This is a genomic window from Halorussus limi, from assembly GCF_023238205.1.
GTDB lineage: Archaea > Halobacteriota > Halobacteria > Halobacteriales > Haladaptataceae > Halorussus > Halorussus limi.
Genome location: NZ_CP096659.1, coordinates 252,377 through 276,483 on the forward strand (window position 1 = coordinate 252,377; position 24,107 = coordinate 276,483).

The window sequence follows — 24,107 nt, forward strand, 5'->3', positions numbered from 1 at the left end:
ACGCCGAACCCGGACCGATTTCGACCGACCGCGCCGTTCCGAAAGCGATAGACCGAACTGTCCGCCACTCCGACCCTCGGTCGATGAGCGACTACTCGTTTACCCACGACGTAGAGGTGCGCTATCACGACCTCGACCCGATGGGTCACGTGAACAACGCCGTCTACGCCAGTTACTTCGAGCAGGCCCGAATCGCCTACTTCGAGGAGGTGCTCGACGTGCCGGTCGACGAGATAGAGTCCGTCCTCGCCAACCTCGAAATCGACTTCCGGCGGCCGGTCGAGATGGACCACGACGTGACCGTCGCCCTGCGCGTCCCCGAACTCGGCGAGACCTCGATACCGATGGAGTACGAGGTCCGGGCCGACGGTGCGGTCGCGGCCACGGGCGAGACGGTGCAGGTCGCGGTCGACGGCGAGACCAAGTCCTCGCGGCCGATTCCGGACTCGTGGCGCGAGCAGATTCGGACGTTCGAGGGGTTGTAATCGCGGCTTTCCGAAGCGTTCGGACCGTTCGTATCCGGTGAGTATCGTTTACCGGCCGCCGTTCCGACCGCCGCGACGAGCGCGGAGTGAACCGTCAGCGCGGTTTATTCGACCGCCAGTGGAATCGCCACTCAGTGAACGACTTCGACGCCGAACTCGACGGCCCGACCCGCGTCCCGGACGCCGACCGCTTCGACGCCGGACTCCTGCCGCGCGACCACGCCCGGAACGGAGCGACGTTCGCTCGTCGCCCGGGCGAGGAGTCGGGGCCGACGAGGATGTACCGAGCGGTCCCGGTCCGGGTCGAGAGCGCCCCCACGACGCTCGTGGTCGGTCCGTGGTTCGACGCGCCAGCGTCCCGGGCGTACCGAATCGAGGCGGTACGGGAGGTTCCCTCTGGCGGGTTGGCGACGGTTCGATTCCGCGCGACCGACGCTGACGCGGAGTAGAGGACGCGTAACGAGGAGAGACCGAGTGAAAGAGACGCCGAGCGAAGACGGAACAGATTGACTGCTCGTCGGCGATGTCGTCCCCGAAAAGGATGGACGTCGCTCTCGCTCGGAAGGTAACGTCCGAAAGGAATTGTGCGTGGGTGCAGTCCCAAGGGACTCCACCTGCATCGTATTCCGTGGCTGAGCCACGTCGCGCGAGTGTATCGCGCTTGCGATGCGTGGGACCGGATTTGAACCGGCGGACCCCTACGGGACAGCGCCCTCAACGCTGCGCCGTTGGCCTAGCTTGGCTACCCACGCTCGCGGTGTCTCTTACTGCACTCAAACGTAGTGGCCAAGCAGATAAAATGCCTTTCGTTTCGACGGCGGGTCGGCACGTACCCGCACGGCGACGAGAGTCCGACCGGTCTCCGACGACCGACGGAACCGAAAGCAGACGACAAGGCGTATGTCGGACCGCTCCCAACGTTCGGACATGCAGCGACTCGTCGAGCGTCACGTCCCGGCAGTGACCGGGCTACTGACCGTGGTCTCGCTCGCGCTGGTGTTCGCGGCCGCACTCCGCGTCGTGCCCGCGGGCGCGCTCCCCCGAGCGCCCGAAGCGGTACTCTCGGCCGTCCCGCACGTCAACGCCGTCATCAGCGTCGTCGCGTTCGGCGTCGTCGGAGCCTCGTGGCGCGCGATTCGACGCGGCGAGGTCGAGCGCCACCGGAAGGGGATGCTCGCGGGCGTCGTCCTCTTCGCGGCGTTTCTGGTACTCTACCTCTACCGCGTCGCGCTCCTCGGGCCGACTCACTTCGATGGGCCCGCAGTGGTCGAGCAGTTCGTCTACTATCCGATTCTGGGGATTCACATCCTGCTCGCTGTGGTCTGTATCCCGCTGCTCTACTACGTCCTCCTGCTCGCGCTGACTCGGCCCGTCTCGGAACTCTCGGCGACGAACCACCCGCGAGTGGGTCGGGTCGCGGCCTCGCTGTGGCTGACCTCGTTCGCGCTCGGCGTGGTCGTGTATCTCCTGCTCTACCTGTTTTAACCCTCGTCGCCACCGCGCTCGTACTCGTCGTAGGTCTCCAGCAGCACTTCCCACGCGTCGTACTCCTCGTGGTACTCGCTGGCGACGATGCGACCGTTCCGGCCGATTTCGAGCGCGCGCCTCGGTTCGCGGACCTGCACCCACCTGAGTTCGGGGGCCGGGCGGTCCTCCTCGTCGCTCGCTCGACGGCCGGTCGCGTCGTGACCCTCGGCCATCTTCGAGTGCCACGGTCGCCCGGCGATTAACTGTTTTGCCCGCGAGGGACGCCGAGAACGGTCAGACGGCGCGAAGCGAAGGTCTCGTTCGGGTCGCGCGTCGGACGCTACTACTCGTCGCTCGGGTCGCCGTCGCCGGTCTCGCCGCTCTCTACGTCGATGCTGATGCTCTCGGACCGATTCGTAGATTCGCTCCGGGTAGTTCGCTCGTCCCCGCCGCTGCTGCCGCCGCCGAGGAGTCTCGTCCGGAGGTCGTCGGCGACCGATTGGACTTGGTCGCGGAGCGTGCTGACCTCCTCCTCGAACTGCTCGACGGTTCGCTCGACGTGGTAGACCCGCGAGGCCGGGATGCGGCGCACGAGGTCACGTCCCTCGTCGTCTTCGCCGGTTTTGAGTATCCAGTGGTCCTGAAAGTACGCGACGTGTTCGTTCTGGACGTTCTTCTCGACGGTTTCGCCGTCCGGTCCCTCGTACACGATAGTCGCCTCTCCGAGGTCTTCTTCGACCATACCGAAAACGTCGGCTTGGAGACGGGTAGCAACTGTGGCCGAGCGATGGCGAGCGGTTCGGGTGGTTCGAGGTTCGTCGCCAGTCACCGAATCTGGATATGCTCGCGCGCGCAGTCGGCGAAGTAGAGGTGGTCGCGTTTGGGGTACCCCTCCGGGCGCGGGTCGTTCCGTTCGCCACAGAGATTGACGCCACCGCCGCCGTGTCCCATCGGCGTCCGGTTCCACGACTTCGTCTCCTCGTCGACCCACGTGCGGCCCCAACTGCGCTCGTGGCCGCCCGCGTGGAGGTTGTGCCCGAGTTCGTGGAGCGTCCCGTAGACGCAGTGACGCGGGTCGTCGGGAGCCACCCACTCGGCCATGTCGGCGTCCTCGGTGAGCGTCCCGGCGGGCGCGACGGCCGCCCGTTTCCCGAGTATCGAAATGCCGCCGCCCGAACGGTCGGTGAGCAGGAGGTTCGAGTCCTTCCGGACGTGCGGCGTGCGCTCGTCGGCGAGACGCTCCGACCACTGGTCGAGCTGGCGGCGCTTGTTCTCCCGGCCGGGTCTCGACGGCGCGATCTCTTGGACCGGCGGGAGGTCCCACGTCACGCGGTACGGGACGCCGAGTCGCTCGAACGCCCGTTCGACGTACTTGGCGACCAGCTCCTCGGGGTGGCCCTTCGCCCGCTTCGAGAGGTCGCCGGTCTGACGGACGGACACCTCGACGGTCGGTCGTGCGGAGGAACCCCGCGCGGAGTCGGTCGGCTTCGCGGAGTCGGCCGGTCGCGCGGAGTCGCTCGGCCTCGGCACGTTCGAGAACTCTTTGACTCTCACGGGGTGACTCCGCGACTGGAAGGCTTAGGCGCTCTGGCCGGGCATCGAGACTGCCGAGCGGCTTTTCCGTCAGGCGACCGTCAGCCGCCCCGTGGAGACCCATCGCATCCCGGCGAAGAGCGCCGGCGCGTTCGCTGTCGAGGCCGACGCGTCGTTCTCGGTCGTCACCCCGGAGCCGAGACAGGTCGCCGACTTGGTCGCGTTCGTCCGCGGGAACCCCGCCGAAGCGTTCGCCCAGTCGTACACGCGAGACCTCAACGGTCGCCTCCGCATCTCGACCGGCGACGCCCTCTACACCACTGCTGGCCGCGAACTACTGACGATAACCGACGACGACTGTGGCGTCCACGACATCATGTTCGGCCCCTGCACCGAGTGGATGCTCACCGACCGGCCGACCGACGAGGGGTACCAGAACGAACCCGGCGGCTGTCGGGAGAACCTCGCGCTCGCGCTCGACGCGTACGGACTGGACACCGCCGTCCCGAACACCATGAACGTGTTCCAGCGCTCGACGGTCACCGACCAAGTCCACTTCGACGTGCGCGAGAGTCCGGCGTCGGCCGGCGACGCGGTGACGTTCCGGGCCGAGCGCGACGCCGTCGTCGCGGTGTCGGCCTGCTCGGCGAAGGGCGTCGCCAGCGGGACGACGCTGACGCCCATCGACGTGGCCGTGCCCGACGGGACCGAGGTCTCGCTCGCCTCCGTCCACGACGACCGTCCATGACGGTCCCCGCCCTCCCTCCAGACGAATTACCTGCATCGTGTCACCGCGTGTCACCGAGGCCACCGCGCTTAATTGCGCGAAATCCAAGGTAGAGCCAGAATGAAGGGTCCTACCACTCGAACGCGAATCGAGTCCGCCATCGGCGAGGGCGACCTCGCGGCGTGGAAGGCCGAACGCTACCTGTCGTTCCACGAGACGATGACGGACGAGGTGGCCCCGTTCCCGTGTTACTTCGCGGTCGACGCCCACTGCGACGGCGACCTGCGGTACCTGTTCGCGCCCGGGCCGACGACCGAGGCGGGCGAGTCGGTCGTCGCCGACGGTCTCGCGGAGTACCTCGACGGAGCGCGCGCCATCGCAGACGTCACCGCGCTCGCGGTCTTCTTCGAGCCCGACGACGGGAACCTCTCGGTCGCCGACTACCGCGAGCGGGTCTGGGACCTGCTCGTGTCTCTCCGCCGGAACGACCCCGAACCGTGGCCCGAATCGATTCCGACCGACCCAGCGAACCCCGAGTGGGAGTTCTGTTACGCGGGGGAACCGATGTTCGTCGTCGCCCGAGCGCCGGCCTACGACCGGCGAAACAGTCGGCACGCGCCCCACGGACTCGAACTCACCGTCCAGCCCCGGTGGGTGTTCGACGGCCTCGGTCCCGACACGGAGGCCGGACAGCGCGCGCGGGAGGTCATCCGGCAGCGACTGGCCGAGTTCGACGACGTGCCCCGTCACCCGGCCATCGGGGACTACGGCGACCCGGACGTCAGGGAGTGGAAGCAGTACGTCCTCCCGGACGACAACGACGAGACGGTCGAGGAGTTCCCGGCGGACGACTGGGCCGCCTGAGCGAGGAAGTGCGACGAGAATCGAAGCGGAAGGGAGCGAGACCGACTCAGTCGTCGGCGTTCGCGGCCGTTCCGACCTCGGGCCGCGAGACGTCGCGGTCGGTCGCCTCGCCGTCGATGTCGTAGGGGTACTCCCCGGTGACACAACCCATGCAGAGGTCGGCGCGCGAGGCGTCTAGCGCGTCGGCGACCGCGTCGTTCGAGAGGTACGCGAGGCTATCGGCCTCGATTGCCTCCCGAATCTCCTCGACCGACTTGTCCGACGCGATGAGTTCCTCGCGGGTCGCCATGTCGATTCCCATGTAGCAGGGCGCGACGATGGGCGGCGCGCCGACGCGCATGTGGACCTCCTCCGCGCCGCAGTCCCGGAGCAGGGCGACGAGTTGGGTCGAGGTGGTCCCCCGGACGATGGAGTCGTCGATGATGGTCACGGTCTTGCCCTCGACGGTGGACTTGATAGGGTTGAGTTTCAGGCGGACCGCGCGCTCGCGTTCGTCCTGCGTCGGCATGATGAACGTCCGGCCGACGTACCGGTTCTTCATCAGTCCCTCGGCGAACTCGACGTTCGCGCCCTCCTCCTGTGCGGCCTCGGCGTACCCGGAGGCGAACGCGCGCCCGGAGTCGGGGACCGGCATCACCACGTCGCTGTCGATGCCGCTCTCCTCCCACAACTTGCGGCCCAACTCGCGGCGGACCTCGTAGACGAGGTGGTCGTCGATGACGCTGTCCGGGCGCGCGAAGTAGACGTGTTCGAAGAAGCAGTGAGCGGTGTTCTCGCGCTCGAACAGTTGGTAGGAGTCGAACCCCTCGCCGTTCGGTTGGAGGACGACGAGTTCGCCGGGGCGAACGTCGCGGACGAGTTCGCCGTCGAGGGTGTCGATGGCCGCCGACTCGCTGGCGAGGACGTAGCCGTCGTCGAGTTCGCCGATACAGAGCGGGCGGTTGCCCTCGGGGTCCCGGACGCCCAGCACGGTGTCGTCGTGCATGATGGTCAGAGAGTACGACCCGTGGATGCGGCCCATCGTCCGCTTGACCGCGCGAACGAGGTCGGCCTCCAGCAGGTTGCGCGCCAAGTCGTGGGCGATGACCTCGGTGTCGCCGTCGGAGGTGAAGGCGTGGCCCTCGGCCGCCAACTCGTCGCGCACGTCCTCGGCGTTGACGAGGTTGCCGTTGTGGCTCAGTCCCAAGGCGCCGCTCCGGAACGAGACCGTGAACGGTTGGGCGCAGGACTTGTCCACGCTCCCCGCGGTGGGGTAGCGAACGTGGCCGATGCCCGCGCTCCCGCGCAGGGCCTCGACGTCGTCCTGTTCGAAGGCGTCGCCGACGAGTCCCATCTCGACGTGGTCGTGCTGTTGGAACCCGTCGTGGGTGACGATGCCCGCCGACTCCTGTCCGCGGTGCTGGAGCGCGTACAGCGAGTAGTAGAGAGGGCGCGCGGCGTCCCGTTCCGTGAGCGAGACGCCGACGACGCCGCACTTCTCGGTCGGACCCGACAGGTCCGGGCGAGTCGATTCCGGAGAGGACGGCGCTGACTCGCCCGACTGGGCGTTCTCGGTCGAACCGCTTCGGGCCGCGTCCCGGCCGTTTGGCATGGCTGAACGTACTGCGCCACCGTAGTAAAAACCCTCGCTATCGTGTCGAAAATCGCGTCCGTCTCCGGAGAAGTATGCACGTTTGCGCACACTTCCAGTTGCGCCAGTGAAACCTCCGATTCCGGCCCCGACGCCGCCCGACTGGCAGTGTCGGGTGCGCTCGGCGACGCGTCCACCAGAAGGCGCTCAGTGATGTGTCCACAAAATGCGCTCGGTGAAGTCACTAACAGAATTCACTCGCTTCCCCAGAAATCGTCTAGACGGACTGAAATGGCCGCCCGAGTACGGTCACGCGGGCGGAACGAGCGCATTCGATAGCTGTCGCTCTCGACCGTACCGACGGCTGGTCGAAACGGGAAACCGCAGAGAGAACGGAGATTTCGGCGACGAGCGAAGCCGACGATTACTCGCCGGACTTGCTCTGCCACTCGTAGTCGCGGCGCTTGGCGGACTTGCCGAAGCCGCAACTCGAACACTCCTTCTTTTTCGTGTGATACGATTTCTCGCCACACCGACGGCACTTGGTGTGGGTCGTGGTGTTCTTCTTCCCTTGGCTCGGGGTACCTGCACCAGTCATGGGTTAATCGAAACGAGGTTATCGCCGCGTATAATGGTTGTGTCTTCCTCCTCGGTGTCTTCCAGCACCAGGTTCATGTGCTGGTCGTAGCCGGTGAGAACGCCCTCGTACTCCTCGCCGCCTTTCAATCGCACCGTAACCTCCTCTTGCAGGGAGGCTTCCAGCACGTCGAGCGGTCGTCCACTCATATCATTAGCGCCACCCGTCTAAGCCTTAAACGTACCGGAAACACCTCTCTGGAGGAAACTTTCATCGAGCGCGCTCTGAATAGAATACTGACACGTCTGAGCGGGCCGGACGGCTCACCGCGCCCACTCGACCATCCGCGCGTAGAGGTCGTCGGTCCGCAAGGCCGCCTCGTCGCCGACCAGCACGAGCGATTTCTTCGCGCGCGTCAGCGCCACGTTCACCCGGCGGTGGTCCTCGAAGATGGGGCTCTCGAGGTCCCCGGTGGCGACGAACGAGACCACGATGACCTCCTTGCTCGACCCCTGAAAGCGGTCCACCGTGTCCACCGTCACCGCGTCGGGCACTCTGCGACCGATTTCCGCGACCTGCGCGCGGAAGGGCGCGATGACGCCGATTTCGGCAGGGTCCGCGCCCGCCTCGAGGAAGTCGCCGACGATTTCGGCCACGCGTTCGGCCTCGGCGGGGTTGGTGTTCCCGTCGGCGTCGCCGTCGGGGTCGACGAACGAGACGCCGCCGTTGCTCCGCAGTTCGTCGGGGAGGTCGGTCTCCGCGAGGTGGGGCAGGTCCGCGAGACGCTGGGCGGCCACCTCGCCGCTGGCGGGCCGCAACTCGCCGTCGTAGAACTCCCGAGAGGCGAACGCCTGAATCCGCTGGCTCATCCGGTACTGGCGGTCGAGCATCACGCCGGCCTCGGGGTAGGTCTCGATGAGGCGCTCGAACAGCGAGGTCGAGAGGTCGTTCTCGGTGCGGACGACCGGCGGGAGTTGCTGGTGGTCGCCGACCAGCACGAAGCGGTCGGCGAGGTTGACCGCCGCGAGCGTGTTGGGTTCCGTGAGTTGGGACGCCTCGTCCACCAGCGCCACGTCGAACGACTGCTCGCGCATGATTCGAGACCCGCAGGTCGCCGTGGTCGCCGCGACGACGCCGGCGTCCCGTAGCTCCGCGACGCGCTCGCCGGGGTCGCCCGCCTGCTCCAATCGGAGGTCCTGCATGTCCTCGCGGACGCCGCTCTCGGTGCCGACGCGGACGATATCCTCGAAGCCTTGGTCCCGGAGCGCTTCGAGCGCGTTGTCCACCGCGCGGTTCGTGAACGCCGAGAGGAGGACGCGGTTCCCCCGCTCCACCAACGCCCGGATCGTCCGCGCGATGGTGTAGGTCTTGCCCGTGCCCGGCGGACCGTGGACCAGCGCGAAGTCCTCGGCGTTCACCGCGAGGTTCACCGCGTCGTTCTGGGCCTCGTTGTTGTCGATGTACGTCTCGCGGGCGTCCTCGAACTCGGGGTCGGCGCGGCCGAACAGCACGTCTTTCCGGCGCTCGTCGCCCTTGAGCAGGTGGTCGTGGAGCGCCGTGAGCATCCGGTCGGCCGAGAGTTCCGAGGGGTAGACGTCGAGCCGCCGGAGTTCCACCGGTTCGTCGGCGGTGACGACGACGTTTCCGTCTCGCGGGTCGCTTCGCTCCCCGCTCGACCCGTCCGAGTCGCTCCCCGACTCGCGGCCCAGTCGCTCGACGCGGGCCAACTCGGCGTGGCCGTTCACCGGGTCGCCGTCGCTGGCCAGCACCACGTCGCCCTCCCGGATTTTCGACACCGCGTCGCCCGCGCGCTCGGCGCGCAACTCCCACCGGCCGCCGTCGAGTTGGCGGCGACCCGCGGGTTCGAGACCCACGAGCGCCCGGTCGTCGTCGGCGCGTTCTTCGGCGGTCTGCTCCCAGAGCTTGGCGTACTCGGCGTGGGTCGCCCGGCGCTCCTCCTCGACGAGGCGGTAGAAGCGCTCGAAGTAGTCGCGCTCCTCCTCGGGAATCGCGTTGCCGATTTGGCCGGCCTTCGACTCCTGGTCGAGTCGGCCCGAGACCACCATGCAGGTGTCCTGCTCGAAGCAGTATTCGCAGGTCGCGTCGGCCTCGTAGCCGGTCGGGACGCCGGGGTTCTCTCGGTCCGACGCCTCGGAGTTGACCGCGTCGTACTCCATCGCCGCAATTTCGTTGCGCGTGCGCACGACGAAGTCCAGCAGGCCGTCGCCGATGGAGAACTCCTTGGCGGGCGAGAGGTCGCCGTCCTCCTCGGTCCGGTCGAGCGCGGAGTTCTTCGTGTAGAGCAGCGTGCCGGTGTCGGCGGGCACGCCCTTCTCCTGTAGCAGGAGCGCGTAGCAGGCCGCCTGAATCTTGTCCTGAAATCTGGGGTCGCGCTTGAGGTTCTTGCCGGTCTTGAGTTCGACGGGCATCCCGCGCCGGAGCGCGTCGGCCCGGCCCTTGATGCCGAACCGGTCACTGATGAGCGTCTGCTCGCTCCGCCAGTCGTCGTTATGCGACCACGTCGCATCGCTCGCTGAGCTTTGCTCAGCGGTGTCCTCCGTGAGTGCGCCTTGCGCCAGCCAACCCTCGATTGCGGCGGCGTTCTGGCGGACCTCCTCGGCGACCTCGTCGCGGTCGCGCCCGAGCAACCCGAGTTCGAGTCCGGCCTCCCCGACCCGCTCCTGGATGGACTCGTCGAGGTCGCGACCTCGAAGCAGGTCGCCGAACACCTCGTGGACGATGGTCCCCTTGACGACGGGGTACGCCAGGGGAATGCCCGAGAGCTTGTTCAGATAGTACATCCGCGGGCACTGGACCCACGACCGGACGTCGGTCACGTCCACGAGGAACGACGGTTCCACGACGACGTACGAGTCCCCGCCGGTGGAGTAGGTCGTCTCGCCGCGGTACTCGCCCTCCTCGACGTCGGTCACGAGCAGTTCCATCCCCGGTTCGAGGAGGTCGGCGCTCTCGGTCCACTTCCCCCACAGCGTGACCTGTCGGGGACCGGTGTCCTCGCGGACAGTGACCTCCGCGAGGTCACGTTCGCCGTACTGCGTGCTGACCGTGCGAACCTCACCGACTTCCGTGACTTCTCCCCGAACGTTCACGCGACAGTGGTAGCGCCCGCCGGTAGAAAAATCCCGTCGGTCGGCGGCGGGGTCGATTACGACGGTCGGCGGAAGACGCTCGGTTTCGAAAAAAGGAGGTAGTCGTCTGGCGATACGACGTTCGCAGTGTGCAGTTCGACAGTCGCGGTCGATGCGGTCGATACGGTCGGTGCGGTTCGACGGTCGCGGTCAGTCCGGCCGGCGGCCGTCAGTCGGCACCGCGGGGCGGGATGTGGCCGCACGACGTACAGGACTCGTAACCGCGCGTATCTGCGAGTTCACCGCTGCATTGGGGGCATCTCATCGTGAGAGTCGGTAGCCGAGACGCGGCTATAAGCCTTCCTATAAGACGGGTTAAGTTCTCAGTATCCGTATAAGGACACCTATTACATTCGCCAAAAGCGAGTCGTTGACCATCGACGACTTCGCGCTCTAGAATGTACTCTCGGTCGGCGAAACGGCAGTCCGTCCGCCGAAACCGAGGCGAGTTAGTTCTCGGGACGGACAGTGAGAACAGGACGCGAGAAGCGGTTCGAGCCGGTCGTTCGGCGGTTATCCCGACCAGCCAGCGCAGATGTCGTCGTTGATGTTGCTCCGCCACGTCTCGAACCCGTCCTCGCAGTCCGGGTTCTCGTGAATGTGGTCGATGAAACCCGCGCCGGGGTTCCGGAGTTCGCTGCCGCAGAAGGGGCAGTCGTTCGGGTCGTTCCACGTCGGTGTCGTTGACATGGATACTACGCCGACGTTCTGGCATATAAGCTCTGTGCGGATATGTCTAAAATACCTTCATTGGCATAATATGTGCCTAATATACGCTCGACAGTGTCGTCCGAGGAGGGAAGCGGAGCGACGAAACGGAGGGACGAGATGCCGATCAGATGCGACTGTGAGACGCCAATCAGATGCGACGGCGAGACGCCGACTATATGCCGAGGTCCGCGATTCTGGAGTCCCGGTTGAGGACCTTCTTGACGATTTCCGGTTCCTCGAGGAGTCGGTGCTTGGTGTGGACGCCCCGTCCCCGACCCCGACCCTTCGTCTCGGAGTTGATGACGTTGAGGAAGTCCTGTTCCTGTAGAATCTCCTGCACGCGGCGCTCCGAGAGCGGGTCCATGTCGAGGTCCGACGCGATGGTCTGGTACTGGCGGTATATCTGCTGGGTCGGGAACTGGTCGCGGGGCTTGTTCTCGGTCAGGAGGGTCAGCGCGAGCAGGATGGCCTTCGCCTGCGTCGGCGCGCCCTCGATGAGTTCGGCGAAGCGGTCGGCCTCGGTCTTCTCCTTGGCGGCGTAGACGTGTTCCTCCGTGACCTCCTCGTCCTCCTGCTTGGTAGCGATTCGGCCCGCGTTCCGCAGGATGTCGATGGCCTTCCGGGCGTCGCCGTGTTCTTGGGCCGCGAGCGCGGCGGTCAGCGGAACGGCGTCGTCCGAGAGGACGCCGTCGCGGAAGGCGTCGGCGCGGTTCTGGAGGATGTCCACGAGTTGGTGGGCGTCGTACGGCGGGAAGACCAGTTCGTCGTGGGCGAAACTCGACTTGACGCGCTCGTTGAGTTCGTCCGGGAAGTCTATCTTGTTCGAGATGCCGATGATGCCGATGGTCGAGTCGGTGACGCGGCGGTTCTCGCCCGCCCGAGAGAGTTTCCGCAGAACTTCGTCGTCCTCCAGCATGTCGATTTCGTCGAGGATGACGATGACCACGTCGCTACAGGTGTCGATAATCTGCCAGAGTCGGTCGTAGTAGTCGCCGGTGCCGAGACCCCGCTGGGGGACCTTGATGCCGGTCTCGTTCGGGTCGTTGAGTTCGCGCCCGATGGTCTTGATGACCGACGCCTCGGTGGTCTGCTCGCCGCAGTCGATGAACGCGGTCTTCACGTTCACGTTCTCGTGTTGGGCCTCGTTCTCGACGCGCTTGGAGACGCTGCGGGAGATGAGCGACTTTCCGGTTCCGGTCTTGCCGAAGATAAAGAGGTGAGTCGGTTCCTGACCGAAGATGGCGGGGTTGAGGGCCTCGGCCACCTTCTGCATGTGTTCGTCGCGTCCCACGATGCGGTTCGGACCCGGGAGGTGAGAGATACGCAACAGGTCCTCGTCGGCGAATATCGGCTCGTCGTAGCGGAACAGCGGGTCGCGGTCCGCCTCGTCGTCGGTAGCCATCAGTTGCCACTCCCTTCGTACTTCAGCACATAAATGGAGGGGGTATCGTCGCGGATGTAACTCGGGGGCAAATGAGGGGCCAGCGTCGGTTGTCGCCCCTTCGAGCGAGTCGTAGGCTCGAAAGTACCCTCGCGGATGTTCTGGCCAGCGCCGCGGGGGAATCAGTTCAACTGGGACAGACACCTACCTCGCGGATGTAAGCGAAAGGGTGGGAGGGGTGGGTGGACCGACGAAAGGTAAGATAGACTGGTAGAGCTGAGGAGGACGAACAAAGGCGGGAAGAAAGCGGACGAAGAGGGTGGGAAGAAAGGCACCAAGAGAAGCGGAAAGAGGGACGAAGAAGAGGCGGGTAAGCGTGGCGAAGGGGAATCTGAAGCGTCGAGGAAAATCCGGAATCTCGAGGGGGAGAAAACCGAAACGAACCGAGAACCAGACGAGAAAAACGGCGGAGACGCCGAGTACGGTCGGAAAACAGAGACGGACTGACACACCTCCGTCGCGTCTGTAACGAAACGCCTCTCTAGAGAGACAACACACGCCACCATCTCGTATGTAAATGTCCACAATATACTATTCTCACAGCCTGAAACGAGAATACAGTATTTCTAAATAATCTTTCCTTCGGAACGTTTCAGTGCGTCCGCGAGAGTGGTGACAGCGGCTGAGCGTCGCCCCGACAATCGAAACCCCCACCAACCCGCTTACAAACGCGACGGTGGTGTGTCCCACCCCACTCCCCCTCGTCATCGCCACGATACGGACCGTAACCCGACCAGCAGAAAGATTTTGACCGCTCGGCCCCAACTGAAATCCGTGAGTCTCTACCGTAGCGTCCGGGCAATCGCCGACGCCTCCGGAACCGGCCCCATCGACTGGCACGCCGTCGCCGAGGCCGCGAAAGCGTCGACGGACCCCGGTTCGATCGAGATGTCGCCGAGCGAGCAGGAGGGATACGCGACCGACGTACGCGACGCTCGCGCCCGCGTCCGCGAGGTCTCCGGGGCCGAGTTCGACGTTCCGGACACCATCGAAGTGCAGAACCGCCACCACTGGATCGACGCCAACATCGACACCTTCCGGCGAGTGATGGAACCCATCGAGGAACACGGCCCGGACATCATGCCGGGGGTCGCTCGGACCATCAACACTGGGACGATGTCGCTGATGCTGTCGGTGCTGGGCAAGAACGTCCTCGGACAGTACGACCCGCTACTGCTCGCTGACGGCGACGAACACGCCCTCTACTTCGTCCGACCGAACATCGAGCGCATCGCCCGCGAACTCGACGTGAACTACGACCGGTTCCGGCGCTGGATAGCCTTCCACGAGGTGACCCACGCCGCGGAGTTCGGTGCGGCCCCATGGCTCTCCGAACACCTCGAAACCCGGATGGAGTCGGGTATCGACGCGCTGGCGCAGGGCCACCTCGACCGCGAGGCCTTCAAGGAACTGGACGCCGCGATGACTGCCGTCGAGGGGTACGCCGAACTCCTGATGGACGGCGCGTTCGACGACGAGTACGCCGACCTCCGCGAGAAGATGGAGGCCCGCAGACAGGGCGGCGACCCGCTCTCGCGACTCGTCCGGCGGATGCTCGGTCTGGGCCTGAAGCGCCGCCAGTACGAGCGCGGCAAGGCGTTCTTCGAGGCGGTCGCCGCCCGACGCGGCATCGAGGGCGCGACGGTCGTCTGGGACCGGCCGGAGAACCTGCCGACCGACGCGGAACTCGACGACCCCGAGCAGTGGCTCGCCCGCGTGAACCCCTGATCGGACGTAACCGACGATACGAAGCAGCGACGGAACCGTTCTCGTCCTCACGTGATTCGAATCAGATACGCGAGAAGCGCCACGCCGAGTACCAGTCCCGCGCCGACCGCGACCGCGACGTGCAACAGCGACCCGCCGCTGGAGAACGCGACGAGACCCGCCGACACGCCGACCAGCAAGACGATGGCGACCTTGAGGCGGTTCATCGCCTCGCGCTTGTCCTCTTGGGATGCTGGCCCGACCATCGTCAGAGTTCGCGAGGCGCGCTGACGTGCATCTGGACGAACTGCCAGCGTCGGTCGTCTCTCTCGCCGGTTTCCTCCTCACCATCCTCGCGTTCGAGAACGCCGCTCCAACGCGTGTCGAACGACCGCCGAGACCCGGCATCGTCGGCCCACGACAGTCCGACGTCGTCGGTAAACCACGCTACCGACTCGCCTGTCGTCGATTCGCCTACCGAAGACCCGCCCGCAGAATCCGCCGACGACTCGGGTGTAACCATTCGGGGGTTCCGACTCTCGACCAGCCAGTCCTCGGTGGTCCGGGTCTGGTCGCGCAGTCCCTCGGCGACCGCCTCGTGGCCGACGAGACGGTCGCTGATGCCGAACTTCACCACGTCCTCGCGCTCGGCGAAGTAGGGCGAGAGGGGTTCGCCGCGCCGAAGCGCCTCGTAGTACTCTTCGACGGTTTCGGTCGCGCTCATGGAGAATTGTGCGGATGGACTCGCTTAAGCCTACTCACTGTCTCGTCACCTCGTCGACGAATCGCGGTCCGAGGCGACCGACCGAAGACCCCCGGGTCTACTGGAAGCCCCGGCCGACGTCGTCGTCCTCGATGAGGTCGTCCAGTTCCTCGTTCAGGAGGTCCTCGGCTTCCTCGAACCGATCGGAGAGTTCGTCGGCGGGGTCGGGCCGGTCGTAGCGGTCGAAGTCGATGGGACCGAACGCAGGACTGTCGAGGGCCTCCATCACGTCGTCGAAGAAATCGTTCGGGGTGGTCGGCGCGTCGGCGTGCGCCTTGACGACCGCTTCGAGGTGTTTGGCCTTCTGCTCGGCGTCGTCCTCGTCCTCGGGCGGGTTCTGGACCGCGAACCGACCTCCGGTCTCCTGCTGGGGGAGGAACGAACCGATTTCGTCGTCGAGTTTGCGTGCGACGCGCGTGCCGACGCCCTTCACCTCGAAGGGGTTCTTCGCGTACGTCTTCAGGTGGTAGACCCCGCCGCGCGGATGCCCGAGATAGAGGTCTTCGCCGACGCCGCCGGCCCGCTTGCCGCCGACCGCCCGCCAGTCGTCGGGGTCCACGTCCTTCTCGACCACGTCTTCGACGATGTCCTTCCACTCGCGTATCCGCATGCCTACCTATCGCATGCGGCCGAGAGAGAATTAACGTGTCGGTCCGGCGCCGTCCCGTCGTTTCGTCTCCGATACGCTCACAGCTACGCGCGAACCCGAACTACGCGCGAATCCGAAGCGGACAGCGTCAGCTTTCGGACTTCGGTGAAAGAGAGCGGACGGTCGGTCTTCCGAAGAGTGCGGAGGGTCAGTAGGTCGGCGACTCCTCGGACACGTCCTCGCGTTGGTTGACGATACGGCCGAGGACGAAGAGCGCGTCCGAGAGTCGATTGAGGTAGGTGACCGCGGTGTCGTTGACGTCCTCCTCGACTTCGAGCGCGACGGCGCGGCGCTCGGCGCGGCGACAGACCGTCCGGGCGTGGTGGAGTCGCGCACCCGAGTCGCCGCCGCCGGGCAGGATGAACGACTGGAGGGGCGCGAGTTCGTCGTCGTAGGCGTCTATCCACTCCTCCAACTGCTCGACGTGTTCCTCGAGGACTTCCGGGTCGTCCTCGTCCGGGTCGGGGTTGGCGAAGTCCGCCTGCACGACGTGGAGGTGGTTCTGAATCTCCCGCAACTGGTCGTCCACGTCGTCGTGACCCGTCGGCCGGACGCGCCCGACGAGCGCGTTCACCTCGTCCACCGTGCCGTAGGCCTCGATTCGGGGGCTGGCCTTCGAGACCCGCGACATGTCCCGGAGGTCGGTCTGGCCCTCGTCACCGCGACCGGTGTAGATTTTCATGCTCTCGATTACCGACCGACCGCACTTAACTCCCCTCCCGAACGGGCGAGAGCGTCGTCTGGCCACGCCCGACCGCCGATTTCCGTCCCGCAGAAATTATCTTCGTCGACCGGTATTCCATTCCGCTCAGGCCAACGAGGTTTCGACGTACTCCACTATCTTGTCGCTCTCGGCCATCGTCACGCCTCGCTCCTCGTCTACGAGGACTGGAACGCCGCGCTGACCGCTGATACGTTTGACCTCGTCGCGCTCGGAGTGGAGCGCCTCGACCCATTCGGTCTCGTACTCGACGCCGTGGTCGTCGAGCGCGTCGTGGACTTTCTCGCAGTACGGACACCCGTCGAGCGCGTACAGGATTACGGACATGCCCGAGCGTTGGGCTTCGGTCGGCAAGAAGTTGATGCCGACGGCGGGCCCTCTCCGAAGGCGTCGAACTGCGACTCACGAACGAGGCCAGTTGGGTCTCCGTGCGGGTTCCTCCACCGAAAACTCCGTTTCGTCCGGAAGACGCCCGCTCTGCCCGGAAACTGGACCCGACCAATTCGAGATAGACGCCGAGATTGATATAGCGAAAAAGAGTTTACTGGGGCCAACTGCGGCGCTCTCCGAGAAGACTCGACGGAGGACACCAGTGAGAATTCCGCTACCGGTACCGCCGAGCGCACGATACGGCCGGCCCTGAGGCCCGAGCGCCCGTTCGTCCTCAAAGGTCGGGGGACCGCAACCAAACCAGTATCCTCAAATGTCGCGCGGTTCGAAATCGAACCATGGCTCAGGAACTCGACCACGACTGTCCCCAGTGTGGCACCGAGCGGACGTTCTATCGCACCGCCAGCACCAACCTCCACCTCGGCGAGAAGACCAAGTGGGGCTGTCCGGAGTGTGACTTCCGGTTCGTCCGCATCGACGGCGACATCGACTCGGCCGAGGCTTAAGGACGACGATTCTTCGACTGTCGCACGAACCGACAGTCGGGCGACCGTGGGGGGAACCGAAATGGAGTTCGCTCGTGGACGAGTTAGACGGGCGAATCTCTGGCAGTGGGCCGAACAGCGTCGGAGGTGTTATCGACCTGACCGTCGTAGCTGTCGTAGGTAGCTTCGGCCCAGTCGTAGACCGACGAGGAGGAACTGACGATCGCGCCCGCGACGTTCCCGCGCTCTCCGATGGCTGTGATCGCCACGCGTTTGGCCGCCTCGTCGAGGAAGAGACCGACCGGAATCCGACTGTCCGTCCGAGTGACCCGAACTGCGTCGATCGAAACGAGTTCGTCGAGTTTCCGCTCGACTGCGCCGTTCGACCGATCTCCCGCGTGGTCTTCGAGGACGACCGGAATCGTCCCGAGGTCCGACCGCTCGGCCATCGCGTCGACGTACCCACGCCGGAAGACGGGGAGGAGAACCCGTAGCGACTGTGCGCCCGAGATGAACTGCGTGACTTGTTCGACCGGGGCGTCCGGAGCGTGCCGTCTACAAGGAGTCACCTCGGCGACCGCGAACTCCTCGATTTCGGGCAAGTCATCGCCGGGAATCTCGTAGAGGACCTCGCCGACCTCGAACACGGTCTCCGAAGCGTCACATAACGCAACGAAGCGACGCGCGTGAAACTCGCCGATTTCGGTGAGACGGTATCCGTCCGGCGTCCGAGTGGCGAGGCCGAACTCGTTCAACTGGCGCATCTTCCGATAGATGGTCTGGGACGAAACGTCAAGCTGCGCCGCGAGTTCCGGTTTGGACCTGACCTCTTCGCGGAGTTCCGAGATGAGCCGTCCGTTCTTCGAGATCAGTCGCATCACTTCGAATTTATCGTCTGGCCGGTTCATGAACGTATCTTCGAGTCAGCCCATTTATTATTATTGTAACCAGACATTAGTTCACTAAGAAGTGATAGATTTATTTGAGCATATTTCATTTATTGTTTTATAGTAAATAGTTGTATATAACACTCGGGCCGGCCAACGGGAAAAGGAGGCATGACATCGAACGAACCCGAACCGACGAAGACGAACCGACGACGACTCCTCCGCAACCTCGGCGTAGCAGGCCTTGCTGCTACGGGCCTCGGCGCGAGTGCGGTCACCGGTCGGACGGAGACGGCGCCCGCCAGCAACGGTTCCGAGGGCGTCCAAACCACCGACCTGACGCCCGCCAACGGGGCGGCCGAGAAAGCCGAGAAAGCGTTCATCAACAACGTCACGCTCGTCGAGTCGACGGACGGCGACCGGCGTGCGGTGCGCGTCGACGGAACTGCAGTCATCCCGGTCGAGTACGACGTGCAGGTCGACGCCCAGCGCGGCACTTACAGCATCCCCGAACTCGACGTACTCGGTGGAGAACTCAACGTTATCAAGCCCGGCGAGGTCGGCACGCAGTCGACCGTCGGCACGAACGCCACGTCGCAGATCTACGACCTGACGGTGCAGGCGACGACGCACGACGGGGCCGAGTGCAAGCTCTGCCGGACGACGCACATGCTCGAGTGGTACTACCACACGAACTACGACGCCACCATCATCGACAACCGTGGCGTCGACGGCCGGGCGTGGGAGAACACCTGCGACCCTGCCGACCTCACGACGTGGTACGAGGACTACAACAAGTTCACGGACCGTAGCGAGGGGTCGAGCGAGTGCTTCTCACAGGCCGAAGGCCAGTACTACTGCGACAACTGGCACAAGAACGATAAGCGGACGTGGTCGTGGCACGAGGTCGGCATCACCGGCCACTCCAACGGGACCAGCGACTACTACGGCACCGGCGACCACACCGGCGAGGACGGCGACGCGCTCCACATGCACGTCAAGGTCGTCTGACGACTCGCCACGCAGAATCTTCACGAACCAATCACCCAGAAAACGTATAACGCTTATCGACAGATGCTACGTATGGTCACCGCTACCGACTCCAAACGAACGCTCTTCGGTCGAGTGATCGTCGTGACGTTCGCCCTCCTCGCTGCGATTCCACTTCTGAGTGGGACGTGGTATCCGCCAGCGTGGTTCGCCATGGCCGTCGCGACCGGTCTACGAAACAATCTCCTGCCGTGGCTCGGGTCCGGTCCCCTCTTCACGGCGGTGGCGTACGGTATTCTGTATCTCGAAGCCGCCTTCTTCGTCGCGCTCGCGCGGGCGATCCGAAGAACCGCCTCCTCGTTCGGGGAGTTCGTGAAGTCTCGGAACCGTCAGTAACTGCGATCGCCTTCGAGTCGAACGGACAGCACAACTGCTGTAACGATTCCTATTCTTGAGAAAGCTCCGCTAGGTAATTATAAGATTAGTAGATGGTAAGGTAAAGACGAAGCCCCATGGTAGACGACTCTCGAACCCAGAACCGGCGACAGTATCTGAAGACACTCGGCGCGGTCGGTTGCGGCCTCGCGGGCGTGGTCCCCGCCGCGAGCAGTGCCTCCGCACTCCCGAACGACGAACTGGTCGAAGCCACGCCCGCTTCGGGCCACGCCAAGCGTGCCCGGGCGGCCGGAATCGACGCGGTGACCGTGACGAAGCGCGACGGCGGCTACGAGCAAACTGTCTCGGCGAGCGCCGTTGGTCCGGTCGAGTACGACCTGCGGGTCGACCTCGAAAACGCGACCTACGAAGTCGTCGATCTAACCGCAGGCGTCGGCGAGTTGAACGTCGCGACCGAACCGAATACCGCTACCGTCTCCCCCGACGGAACCTCGCAGAACTACGACCTGAGCGTCCAGTACACCACCCACAATCAGTACGAGTACAAACTCTGTCGGACCACCCACTGGCTGGAGTGGTACTACCACTCGAACTACGACGCCACCATCATGAACGACCGAACGGTCACGCCCCGCACGTGGTCGGCGCGCAACTGGTACACCGAGGAGTCGAAGTTCACCGACCTGAGCGAGTCGTCGAGCGAATGCTTCTCCGAGGCGTTCGGCAAGCACTACAACGACAAGTACGGCGGCGACCACAAGCGGACCTACTCCGAACACACCGTCCAGATTACGGGCCACTCCAACGGGACCAGCGACTACAACACCAGCGCGTACCACTACGGCGAAGGGAGTAGCTACCTCCACACCAACACGGTCGTCAACTGAACGTTCTATCACCCGCCAGAACCGTCGGTCCGTCGTCCCGCGACCGACCATCGACGAGCCGTTTTGCCCTCGATTCCCGACCGCGGCCCTTTTCCGGGGAACCCGTCCGCGACCGACAGCACCTACTGTCGACGCGACCGCCGACCGACCCCAACCCACGGGTAGAAAGGGTTATCAGTTCGCCGGGACCGTAAACGAAACATGAGCCAAATCACGGTGGTCCTACCCGACGGTTCGGAACTCGAACTGGAGGAGGGAGCCACGGTCGAAGACGCGGCGTTCGAAATCGGCCCCGGTCTCGGCCGCGACACCGTCGCGGGGGTCGTGAACGGCGACCTCGTCGACAAGGCGAGCGAACTGCCCGACGGTGCGAAACTGGAAATCGTCACGCCCTCCAGCGACGAGTACCTCGACGTGCTTCGCCACTCCGCGGCCCACGTCTTCGCGCAGGCGCTCCAGCGCCTCCACCCCGAAGCGCGCCTGACCATCGGTCCGTGGACCGACGACGGGTTCTACTACGACGTCTACGGCGTCGAACTCGACGAGGAGGACCTCGACGCCATCGAGGACGAGGCCTACGACATCATCGACGAGGACCTCGACATCGAGCGGTTCGAGCGCTCCCGCGAGGACGCCTTCGAGTTCTACGAGGACAACCGCTTCAAGCGCGAGATTCTGGACGAGGAGGCCGCCGACGAGGAGTCCATCTCCTTCTACGAGCAGGGCGAGTTCGAGGACCTCTGCAAGGGACCCCACGTCGAGTCCACCGGCGAAATCGGCGGGTTCGCGCTGCTCTCCATCTCGGGGGCCTACTGGCGCGGCGAGGAGGACAACGAGATGCTGACCCGCGTCTACGGCACCGCCTTCGAGAGCGAGGGCGAACTCGAGGAGTTCCTCGAACGCCGACAGGAGGCCGAGGAGCGCGACCACCGGAAGATCGGCCGCGAGATGGACCTGTTCTCCATCCCCGACCACTCGCCGGGGTGTGCCCACTACCACCCCAACGGGATGACCATCCGGCGCGAGTTGGAGGACTACATCCGGACGAAGAACGACGAGTTGGGCTACGACGAGGTCTGGACGCCCGAACTCAACAAGGCCGAACTCTGGAAGCCGACGGGCCACTACGACAACTTCAAGGAGGAAGGCGAGATGTTCGCGTGGGACCAGGACGACACCGAGTACGGCCTCAAGCCCATGAACTGCGCGAACCACGCCCACATCTACGACGACCAGCAGTACTCCTATCGCGACCTACCGGTTCGGTTCTCGGAGTTCGGCACGGTCTACCGCAACGAACAGTCGGGCGAACTCTCCGGATTACTGCGAGTCCGGGGCCTGACGCAGGACGACGGCCACGCCTTCATCCGGGAGGACCAGATTCGGGAGGAAATCACCCAGACGCTCAGCATCATCGAGGACATCTACGGCCACTTCGACCTCGAAGTCAAGTACAAACTGGAGACGAAGGGCGACAACGCGGTCGGTAGCGACGAAATCTGGTCGGAGGCCACCGACGCGCTGAAGGACGCGCTCGAATCTCAAGGCCTCGACTACGACGTCGAGGAGGGCGAGGCGGCCTTCTACGGTCCGAAAATCGGGCTCGACGCCGTCGACGCCATCGGCCGCGAGTGGACCATCGGCACGGTCCAACTCGACTTCAACATCCCCGAGCGCCTCGACCTGACCTACACGGGCGAGGACAACGAACCCCACCGCCCGGTGATGGTCCACCGCGCGCTGCTCGGGTCGTTCGAGCGGTTCATGGGCGTCATGATAGAGCACTTCAAGGGCAACTTCCCGACGTGGCTCGCGCCCGAACAGGTCCGCATCCTGCCGGTCAGCGACGACAACATCGGCTACGCGAAACAGCTTCAGAACCGGTACCTCGGCGACTTCCGCGTCGAAATCGAGGACCGGTCGTGGACGGTCGGCAAGAAGATTCAGCAGGCCCACGACGACAACGTGCCCTACATGCTCGTCGTCGGCGACAACGAGGAGGAGGCCGGAACCATCTCGGTGCGCGACCGTCTGGAGCGCGAGCGCGACGACGTGAGCGTCGAGGCGTTCCGCGACCACCTCGAAGACGAAGTCGAGAGCAAGGCGGTCGAACCGAACTTCCTCGAATAGTCCGCGTCCCTCTCGACGCTTTCGACGTTCACCTCTGGATTCTCTCGATTCTCCCCTTTTCGACTCGGAGAGTGCGAGCAACGCACGGGGTTTAGCTACCGCTTCTCCCCGTTCGTCGTCTTTAGACCGAGAATCCCTCACGGCCAGCGAGCGAATCGACGCGCCGAAGCCACATTCTCCGACGGTCAGACCGCTTCCCACCGAATCTCCGAGAGCGGGTGGAGCGGGTTCCCGCCGACCACGTCGTAAGTCGCGCTCGTCACTTCGATGGCGCCGGTCGCTCGGAGCGACGCCAGCAGGTCGTCGTTGTAGTTCCGGCGGTCGGCGTACCTCCGGCGGAGGAGCCCCAAGAGCGACTCCTCGGCGTGGAGTTCGTAGACGTGTTCGAGGTGGACGCCCTCCCGCACGCGGTCCGCGTACTCGGCCAGCGTGTCGGCCACGACGTCCCGCACGCTCGGGAGCGCGGTCAGCGACCCCTGCGAGAACAGAACCACGTCGTCGCCGCCCTCGTCGGCCAGCACGCGCTCCAGCAGGTCCCACTCGTCGTCCCGAAAGTCGAAGCTCTCGACACGAATTCGGTCGCGGTCGCCGAACAGTTCCCGGCCGAGAGCGACCCCGTTCTCCGCCGGGTCGCCCCCGACGAACGCGCAGTCGGGGTAGGCGTCCGCGAGGACGCCGAGTTCGTACCCCCACCCACAGCCCAAGGCGACGACCGTCTCGCCGCCGTCGAGCGTCCCCGCGAGCGAGGCCACCAGCGCCTCGTCCTGTAACTTCTGCTTCTCGTCCACGTCCACGAGGTAGAGGCTCTCGGCCCGCGAAATCGGCACGGGACTCTCCTCGGCGTAGTGGTTCGCCGACCGCTGTAGCTCCCGGAACTCCGTCTCGGGGTTCGCTTCGAGGAGTCCGAGCAGGTTGGCGTACACCTCGTCGTAGGCCGACACGCCGGTCCCGCTGTACTCCGCGTCGCCGTCTCCGTCCGCCGACCCGAAGAGTCGGGCGGGCCACGGCGAATGTTTCGGCAGGTCGTCGAGGGGAAGTTCGCGCATGGAGGTAGCCCGCCCGGGCCGGGAAAAAGCGTTCCGAAAGCGTCGCTCGTCGGGGCTGGCGGCCGGACTTTCGGGCGTCGCTTCGACGCCGACCGGGGGATTCGGTGGGTTTTATTTAGATGCCACTCTCCAGCGAACGACAAGTAACGAATGGCACCTACCTTGTTAATCGTGGACGACAGCGACTTCCAGCGCACGATGGTCCGACAGGCGGTCGAGGACGACTTCGAAGTCGTCGCGGAGGCCAGCAACGGCGCCGAGGCGGTCGAACAGTACGAGAACCACCGGCCGGAGGCGGTCACCATGGACATCATGATGCCCGAGATGGACGGCGTCGAGGCGACGTCCCGAATCAAGTCCGGAGACAGTCCGCCGGTAATCGTGATGGTGACCAGCGTCGACCAGCAGAGCAAGATGAAACAGGCGGTCAAGGCCGGCGCGGACGGCTACGTCACCAAGCCCTTCGAACCGGAGGACGTGAAAGCCGAACTCGCGTCGGTTCTCTGAGAGTGGGAGTCGCTTTCGCTTCGCT

28 protein-coding genes and 1 tRNA gene are annotated in these 24,107 nt (G+C 65.0%); 12 read left to right on the forward strand and 17 right to left on the reverse strand.

The features are described 5' to 3' along the window. Positions 1–83: 83 nt before the first annotated feature. Both M0R89_RS01290 and M0R89_RS01295 read left to right on the forward strand, forming a co-directional pair. A complete protein-coding gene (locus M0R89_RS01290) occupies positions 84–485 on the forward strand; it encodes an acyl-CoA thioesterase (RefSeq protein WP_248650764.1) in 402 nt (133 codons plus the stop codon). Positions 486–619: 134 nt separating this feature from the next. Beyond that, entirely contained in the window at positions 620–934 is a 315-nt protein-coding gene (locus M0R89_RS01295; protein WP_248650765.1) for a hypothetical protein, read from the forward strand. Between the two features lie 218 nt (positions 935–1,152). Here M0R89_RS01295 and M0R89_RS01300 read toward each other — a convergent pair. Then, a tRNA-Leu gene (locus tag M0R89_RS01300) sits at positions 1,153–1,237 on the reverse strand. A gap of 175 nt (positions 1,238–1,412) precedes the next feature. Here M0R89_RS01300 and M0R89_RS01305 point away from each other — a divergent pair. Further along, entirely contained in the window at positions 1,413–1,970 is a 558-nt protein-coding gene (locus M0R89_RS01305; RefSeq protein WP_248650766.1) for a DUF420 domain-containing protein, read from the forward strand. Here M0R89_RS01305 and M0R89_RS01310 read toward each other — a convergent pair. From M0R89_RS01310 to M0R89_RS01320, 3 genes are all read right to left on the reverse strand, one after another. Next, positions 1,967–2,185, reverse strand: coding sequence for a hypothetical protein (locus M0R89_RS01310; protein ID WP_248650767.1), 219 nt, complete (start codon positions 2,183–2,185; stop codon positions 1,967–1,969). The two genes, M0R89_RS01305 and M0R89_RS01310, sit on opposite strands and share 4 nt — an antisense overlap. A 110-nt stretch (positions 2,186–2,295) precedes the next feature. Then, on the reverse strand, positions 2,296–2,694 hold the full coding sequence (locus M0R89_RS01315; protein WP_248650768.1) for a hypothetical protein: 399 nt from the start codon (positions 2,692–2,694) through the stop codon (positions 2,296–2,298). An 83-nt stretch (positions 2,695–2,777) separates the two neighbouring features. After that, a complete protein-coding gene (locus M0R89_RS01320) occupies positions 2,778–3,506 on the reverse strand; it encodes a hypothetical protein (protein ID WP_248650769.1) in 729 nt (242 codons plus the stop codon). A 91-nt stretch (positions 3,507–3,597) separates the two neighbouring features. Between M0R89_RS01320 and M0R89_RS01325 the strand changes: the two genes are divergently transcribed. Both M0R89_RS01325 and M0R89_RS01330 read left to right on the forward strand, forming a co-directional pair. Beyond that, the gene (locus M0R89_RS01325; protein WP_248650770.1) at positions 3,598–4,233 is read left to right on the forward strand and encodes a DUF1989 domain-containing protein; all 636 of its coding nucleotides are present in this window, start codon (positions 3,598–3,600) and stop codon (positions 4,231–4,233) included. Between the two features lie 99 nt (positions 4,234–4,332). Beyond that, a complete protein-coding gene (locus M0R89_RS01330; protein WP_248650771.1) occupies positions 4,333–5,076 on the forward strand; it encodes a YqcI/YcgG family protein in 744 nt (247 codons plus the stop codon). 46 nt (positions 5,077–5,122) lie between these two features. Here M0R89_RS01330 and purF read toward each other — a convergent pair whose 3' ends face one another. From purF to M0R89_RS01360, 6 genes are all read right to left on the reverse strand, one after another. Beyond that, positions 5,123–6,667 (reverse strand): amidophosphoribosyltransferase, encoded by a 1,545-nt coding sequence (gene purF, locus M0R89_RS01335; RefSeq protein WP_248650772.1) that lies wholly within the window; start codon positions 6,665–6,667, stop codon positions 5,123–5,125. A gap of 403 nt (positions 6,668–7,070) precedes the next feature. Further along, positions 7,071–7,244 (reverse strand): 50S ribosomal protein L37e, encoded by a 174-nt coding sequence (locus tag M0R89_RS01340; protein WP_128476151.1) that lies wholly within the window; start codon positions 7,242–7,244, stop codon positions 7,071–7,073. Next, positions 7,241–7,432, reverse strand: coding sequence for an LSM domain-containing protein (locus M0R89_RS01345; protein WP_248650773.1), 192 nt, complete (start codon positions 7,430–7,432; stop codon positions 7,241–7,243). Before M0R89_RS01345 ends, M0R89_RS01340 begins: the two co-directional genes overlap by 4 nt. Before the next feature lie 114 nt (positions 7,433–7,546). Beyond that, positions 7,547–10,333, reverse strand: coding sequence for an AAA domain-containing protein (locus M0R89_RS01350; RefSeq protein ID WP_248650774.1), 2,787 nt, complete (start codon positions 10,331–10,333; stop codon positions 7,547–7,549). A 552-nt stretch (positions 10,334–10,885) separates the two neighbouring features. Beyond that, a complete protein-coding gene (locus M0R89_RS01355) occupies positions 10,886–11,062 on the reverse strand; it encodes a DUF7501 family protein (protein ID WP_248650775.1) in 177 nt (58 codons plus the stop codon). 193 nt (positions 11,063–11,255) lie between these two features. After that, the gene (locus M0R89_RS01360) at positions 11,256–12,485 is read right to left on the reverse strand and encodes a Cdc6/Cdc18 family protein (RefSeq protein WP_248650776.1); all 1,230 of its coding nucleotides are present in this window, start codon (positions 12,483–12,485) and stop codon (positions 11,256–11,258) included. Positions 12,486–13,298: 813 nt separating this feature from the next. On the opposite strand from M0R89_RS01360, the gene M0R89_RS01365 reads away from it, so the two are divergent. Next, positions 13,299–14,252: a zinc-dependent metalloprotease gene (locus tag M0R89_RS01365; RefSeq protein WP_248650777.1), complete on the forward strand. Its 954-nt coding sequence runs from the start codon at positions 13,299–13,301 to the stop codon at positions 14,250–14,252. A gap of 47 nt (positions 14,253–14,299) precedes the next feature. Here M0R89_RS01365 and M0R89_RS01370 read toward each other — a convergent pair whose 3' ends face one another. The 5 genes from M0R89_RS01370 to M0R89_RS01390 form a co-directional block, all read right to left on the reverse strand. Further along, positions 14,300–14,497 (reverse strand): DUF8527 family protein, encoded by a 198-nt coding sequence (locus tag M0R89_RS01370; RefSeq protein WP_248650778.1) that lies wholly within the window; start codon positions 14,495–14,497, stop codon positions 14,300–14,302. Between the two features lie 2 nt (positions 14,498–14,499). After that, positions 14,500–14,955, reverse strand: a complete 456-nt coding sequence (locus tag M0R89_RS01375; protein WP_248650779.1) for a nuclear transport factor 2 family protein — start codon at positions 14,953–14,955, stop codon at positions 14,500–14,502. A 97-nt stretch (positions 14,956–15,052) separates the two neighbouring features. Continuing rightward, positions 15,053–15,604 carry a hypothetical protein gene (locus M0R89_RS01380; protein ID WP_248650780.1) on the reverse strand — a complete coding sequence of 184 codons (552 nt, stop codon included), beginning with the start codon at positions 15,602–15,604 and terminating at the stop codon, positions 15,053–15,055. Between the two features lie 187 nt (positions 15,605–15,791). Continuing rightward, positions 15,792–16,325 carry a cob(I)yrinic acid a,c-diamide adenosyltransferase gene (locus M0R89_RS01385; RefSeq protein ID WP_248650781.1) on the reverse strand — a complete coding sequence of 178 codons (534 nt, stop codon included), beginning with the start codon at positions 16,323–16,325 and terminating at the stop codon, positions 15,792–15,794. A gap of 126 nt (positions 16,326–16,451) precedes the next feature. After that, positions 16,452–16,691, reverse strand: a complete 240-nt coding sequence (locus tag M0R89_RS01390; RefSeq protein ID WP_248650782.1) for a glutaredoxin family protein — start codon at positions 16,689–16,691, stop codon at positions 16,452–16,454. 401 nt (positions 16,692–17,092) lie between these two features. Between M0R89_RS01390 and M0R89_RS01395 the strand changes: the two genes are divergently transcribed. Continuing rightward, on the forward strand, positions 17,093–17,260 hold the full coding sequence (locus M0R89_RS01395; RefSeq protein WP_248650783.1) for a DUF7838 family putative zinc beta-ribbon protein: 168 nt from the start codon (positions 17,093–17,095) through the stop codon (positions 17,258–17,260). Positions 17,261–17,343: 83 nt separating this feature from the next. On the opposite strand, the gene M0R89_RS01400 is transcribed toward M0R89_RS01395, so the two are convergent. Next, on the reverse strand, positions 17,344–18,117 hold the full coding sequence (locus M0R89_RS01400) for a helix-turn-helix transcriptional regulator (RefSeq protein WP_248650784.1): 774 nt from the start codon (positions 18,115–18,117) through the stop codon (positions 17,344–17,346). A gap of 180 nt (positions 18,118–18,297) precedes the next feature. Here M0R89_RS01400 and M0R89_RS01405 point away from each other — a divergent pair, with 180 nt between their 5' ends. From M0R89_RS01405 to thrS, 4 genes are all read left to right on the forward strand, one after another. Next, positions 18,298–19,137, forward strand: a complete 840-nt coding sequence (locus tag M0R89_RS01405) for a hypothetical protein (RefSeq protein ID WP_248650785.1) — start codon at positions 18,298–18,300, stop codon at positions 19,135–19,137. 192 nt (positions 19,138–19,329) lie between these two features. After that, on the forward strand, positions 19,330–19,512 hold the full coding sequence (locus M0R89_RS01410; RefSeq protein ID WP_248650786.1) for a hypothetical protein: 183 nt from the start codon (positions 19,330–19,332) through the stop codon (positions 19,510–19,512). Between the two features lie 116 nt (positions 19,513–19,628). Next, positions 19,629–20,399, forward strand: coding sequence for a hypothetical protein (locus tag M0R89_RS01415; protein WP_248650787.1), 771 nt, complete (start codon positions 19,629–19,631; stop codon positions 20,397–20,399). A gap of 201 nt (positions 20,400–20,600) precedes the next feature. Next, complete coding sequence (gene thrS / locus M0R89_RS01420; protein WP_248650788.1) at positions 20,601–22,529, forward strand: threonine--tRNA ligase; 1,929 nt, start codon at positions 20,601–20,603, stop codon at positions 22,527–22,529. A gap of 185 nt (positions 22,530–22,714) precedes the next feature. On the opposite strand, the gene M0R89_RS01425 is transcribed toward thrS, so the two are convergent. Beyond that, positions 22,715–23,575 (reverse strand): class I SAM-dependent methyltransferase, encoded by an 861-nt coding sequence (locus M0R89_RS01425; RefSeq protein WP_248650789.1) that lies wholly within the window; start codon positions 23,573–23,575, stop codon positions 22,715–22,717. A gap of 150 nt (positions 23,576–23,725) precedes the next feature. Between M0R89_RS01425 and M0R89_RS01430 the strand changes: the two genes are divergently transcribed. Further along, positions 23,726–24,082: a response regulator gene (locus tag M0R89_RS01430; RefSeq protein ID WP_248650790.1), complete on the forward strand. Its 357-nt coding sequence runs from the start codon at positions 23,726–23,728 to the stop codon at positions 24,080–24,082. The last annotated feature ends 25 nt before the right edge of the window (positions 24,083–24,107 follow it).

What these genes read in the sequence shown, in the direction of transcription:
- M0R89_RS01290 (WP_248650764.1), top strand. Translation starts at nt 84, where the DNA reads ATGAGCGACTACTCGTTTACCCACGACGTAGAGGTGCGCTATCACGAC.
- M0R89_RS01305 (WP_248650766.1), top strand. Translation starts at nt 1,413, where the DNA reads ATGCAGCGACTCGTCGAGCGTCACGTCCCGGCAGTGACCGGGCTACTG.
- M0R89_RS01310 (WP_248650767.1), bottom strand. Translation starts at nt 2,185, where the DNA reads ATGGCCGAGGGTCACGACGCGACCGGCCGTCGAGCGAGCGACGAGGAG.
- M0R89_RS01315 (WP_248650768.1), bottom strand. Translation starts at nt 2,694, where the DNA reads ATGGTCGAAGAAGACCTCGGAGAGGCGACTATCGTGTACGAGGGACCG.
- M0R89_RS01330 (WP_248650771.1), top strand. Translation starts at nt 4,333, where the DNA reads ATGAAGGGTCCTACCACTCGAACGCGAATCGAGTCCGCCATCGGCGAG.
- purF (WP_248650772.1), bottom strand. Translation starts at nt 6,667, where the DNA reads ATGCCAAACGGCCGGGACGCGGCCCGAAGCGGTTCGACCGAGAACGCC.
- M0R89_RS01340 (WP_128476151.1), bottom strand. Translation starts at nt 7,244, where the DNA reads ATGACTGGTGCAGGTACCCCGAGCCAAGGGAAGAAGAACACCACGACC.
- M0R89_RS01345 (WP_248650773.1), bottom strand. Translation starts at nt 7,432, where the DNA reads ATGAGTGGACGACCGCTCGACGTGCTGGAAGCCTCCCTGCAAGAGGAG.
- M0R89_RS01355 (WP_248650775.1), bottom strand. Translation starts at nt 11,062, where the DNA reads ATGTCAACGACACCGACGTGGAACGACCCGAACGACTGCCCCTTCTGC.
- M0R89_RS01360 (WP_248650776.1), bottom strand. Translation starts at nt 12,485, where the DNA reads ATGGCTACCGACGACGAGGCGGACCGCGACCCGCTGTTCCGCTACGAC.
- M0R89_RS01370 (WP_248650778.1), bottom strand. Translation starts at nt 14,497, where the DNA reads ATGGTCGGGCCAGCATCCCAAGAGGACAAGCGCGAGGCGATGAACCGC.
- M0R89_RS01375 (WP_248650779.1), bottom strand. Translation starts at nt 14,955, where the DNA reads ATGAGCGCGACCGAAACCGTCGAAGAGTACTACGAGGCGCTTCGGCGC.
- M0R89_RS01380 (WP_248650780.1), bottom strand. Translation starts at nt 15,604, where the DNA reads ATGCGGATACGCGAGTGGAAGGACATCGTCGAAGACGTGGTCGAGAAG.
- M0R89_RS01385 (WP_248650781.1), bottom strand. Translation starts at nt 16,325, where the DNA reads ATGAAAATCTACACCGGTCGCGGTGACGAGGGCCAGACCGACCTCCGG.
- M0R89_RS01390 (WP_248650782.1), bottom strand. Translation starts at nt 16,691, where the DNA reads ATGTCCGTAATCCTGTACGCGCTCGACGGGTGTCCGTACTGCGAGAAA.
- M0R89_RS01395 (WP_248650783.1), top strand. Translation starts at nt 17,093, where the DNA reads ATGGCTCAGGAACTCGACCACGACTGTCCCCAGTGTGGCACCGAGCGG.
- M0R89_RS01400 (WP_248650784.1), bottom strand. Translation starts at nt 18,117, where the DNA reads ATGCGACTGATCTCGAAGAACGGACGGCTCATCTCGGAACTCCGCGAA.
- M0R89_RS01405 (WP_248650785.1), top strand. Translation starts at nt 18,298, where the DNA reads ATGACATCGAACGAACCCGAACCGACGAAGACGAACCGACGACGACTC.
- M0R89_RS01410 (WP_248650786.1), top strand. Translation starts at nt 19,330, where the DNA reads ATGGCCGTCGCGACCGGTCTACGAAACAATCTCCTGCCGTGGCTCGGG.
- M0R89_RS01415 (WP_248650787.1), top strand. Translation starts at nt 19,629, where the DNA reads ATGGTAGACGACTCTCGAACCCAGAACCGGCGACAGTATCTGAAGACA.
- thrS (WP_248650788.1), top strand. Translation starts at nt 20,601, where the DNA reads ATGAGCCAAATCACGGTGGTCCTACCCGACGGTTCGGAACTCGAACTG.
- M0R89_RS01425 (WP_248650789.1), bottom strand. Translation starts at nt 23,575, where the DNA reads ATGCGCGAACTTCCCCTCGACGACCTGCCGAAACATTCGCCGTGGCCC.
- M0R89_RS01430 (WP_248650790.1), top strand. Translation starts at nt 23,726, where the DNA reads ATGGCACCTACCTTGTTAATCGTGGACGACAGCGACTTCCAGCGCACG.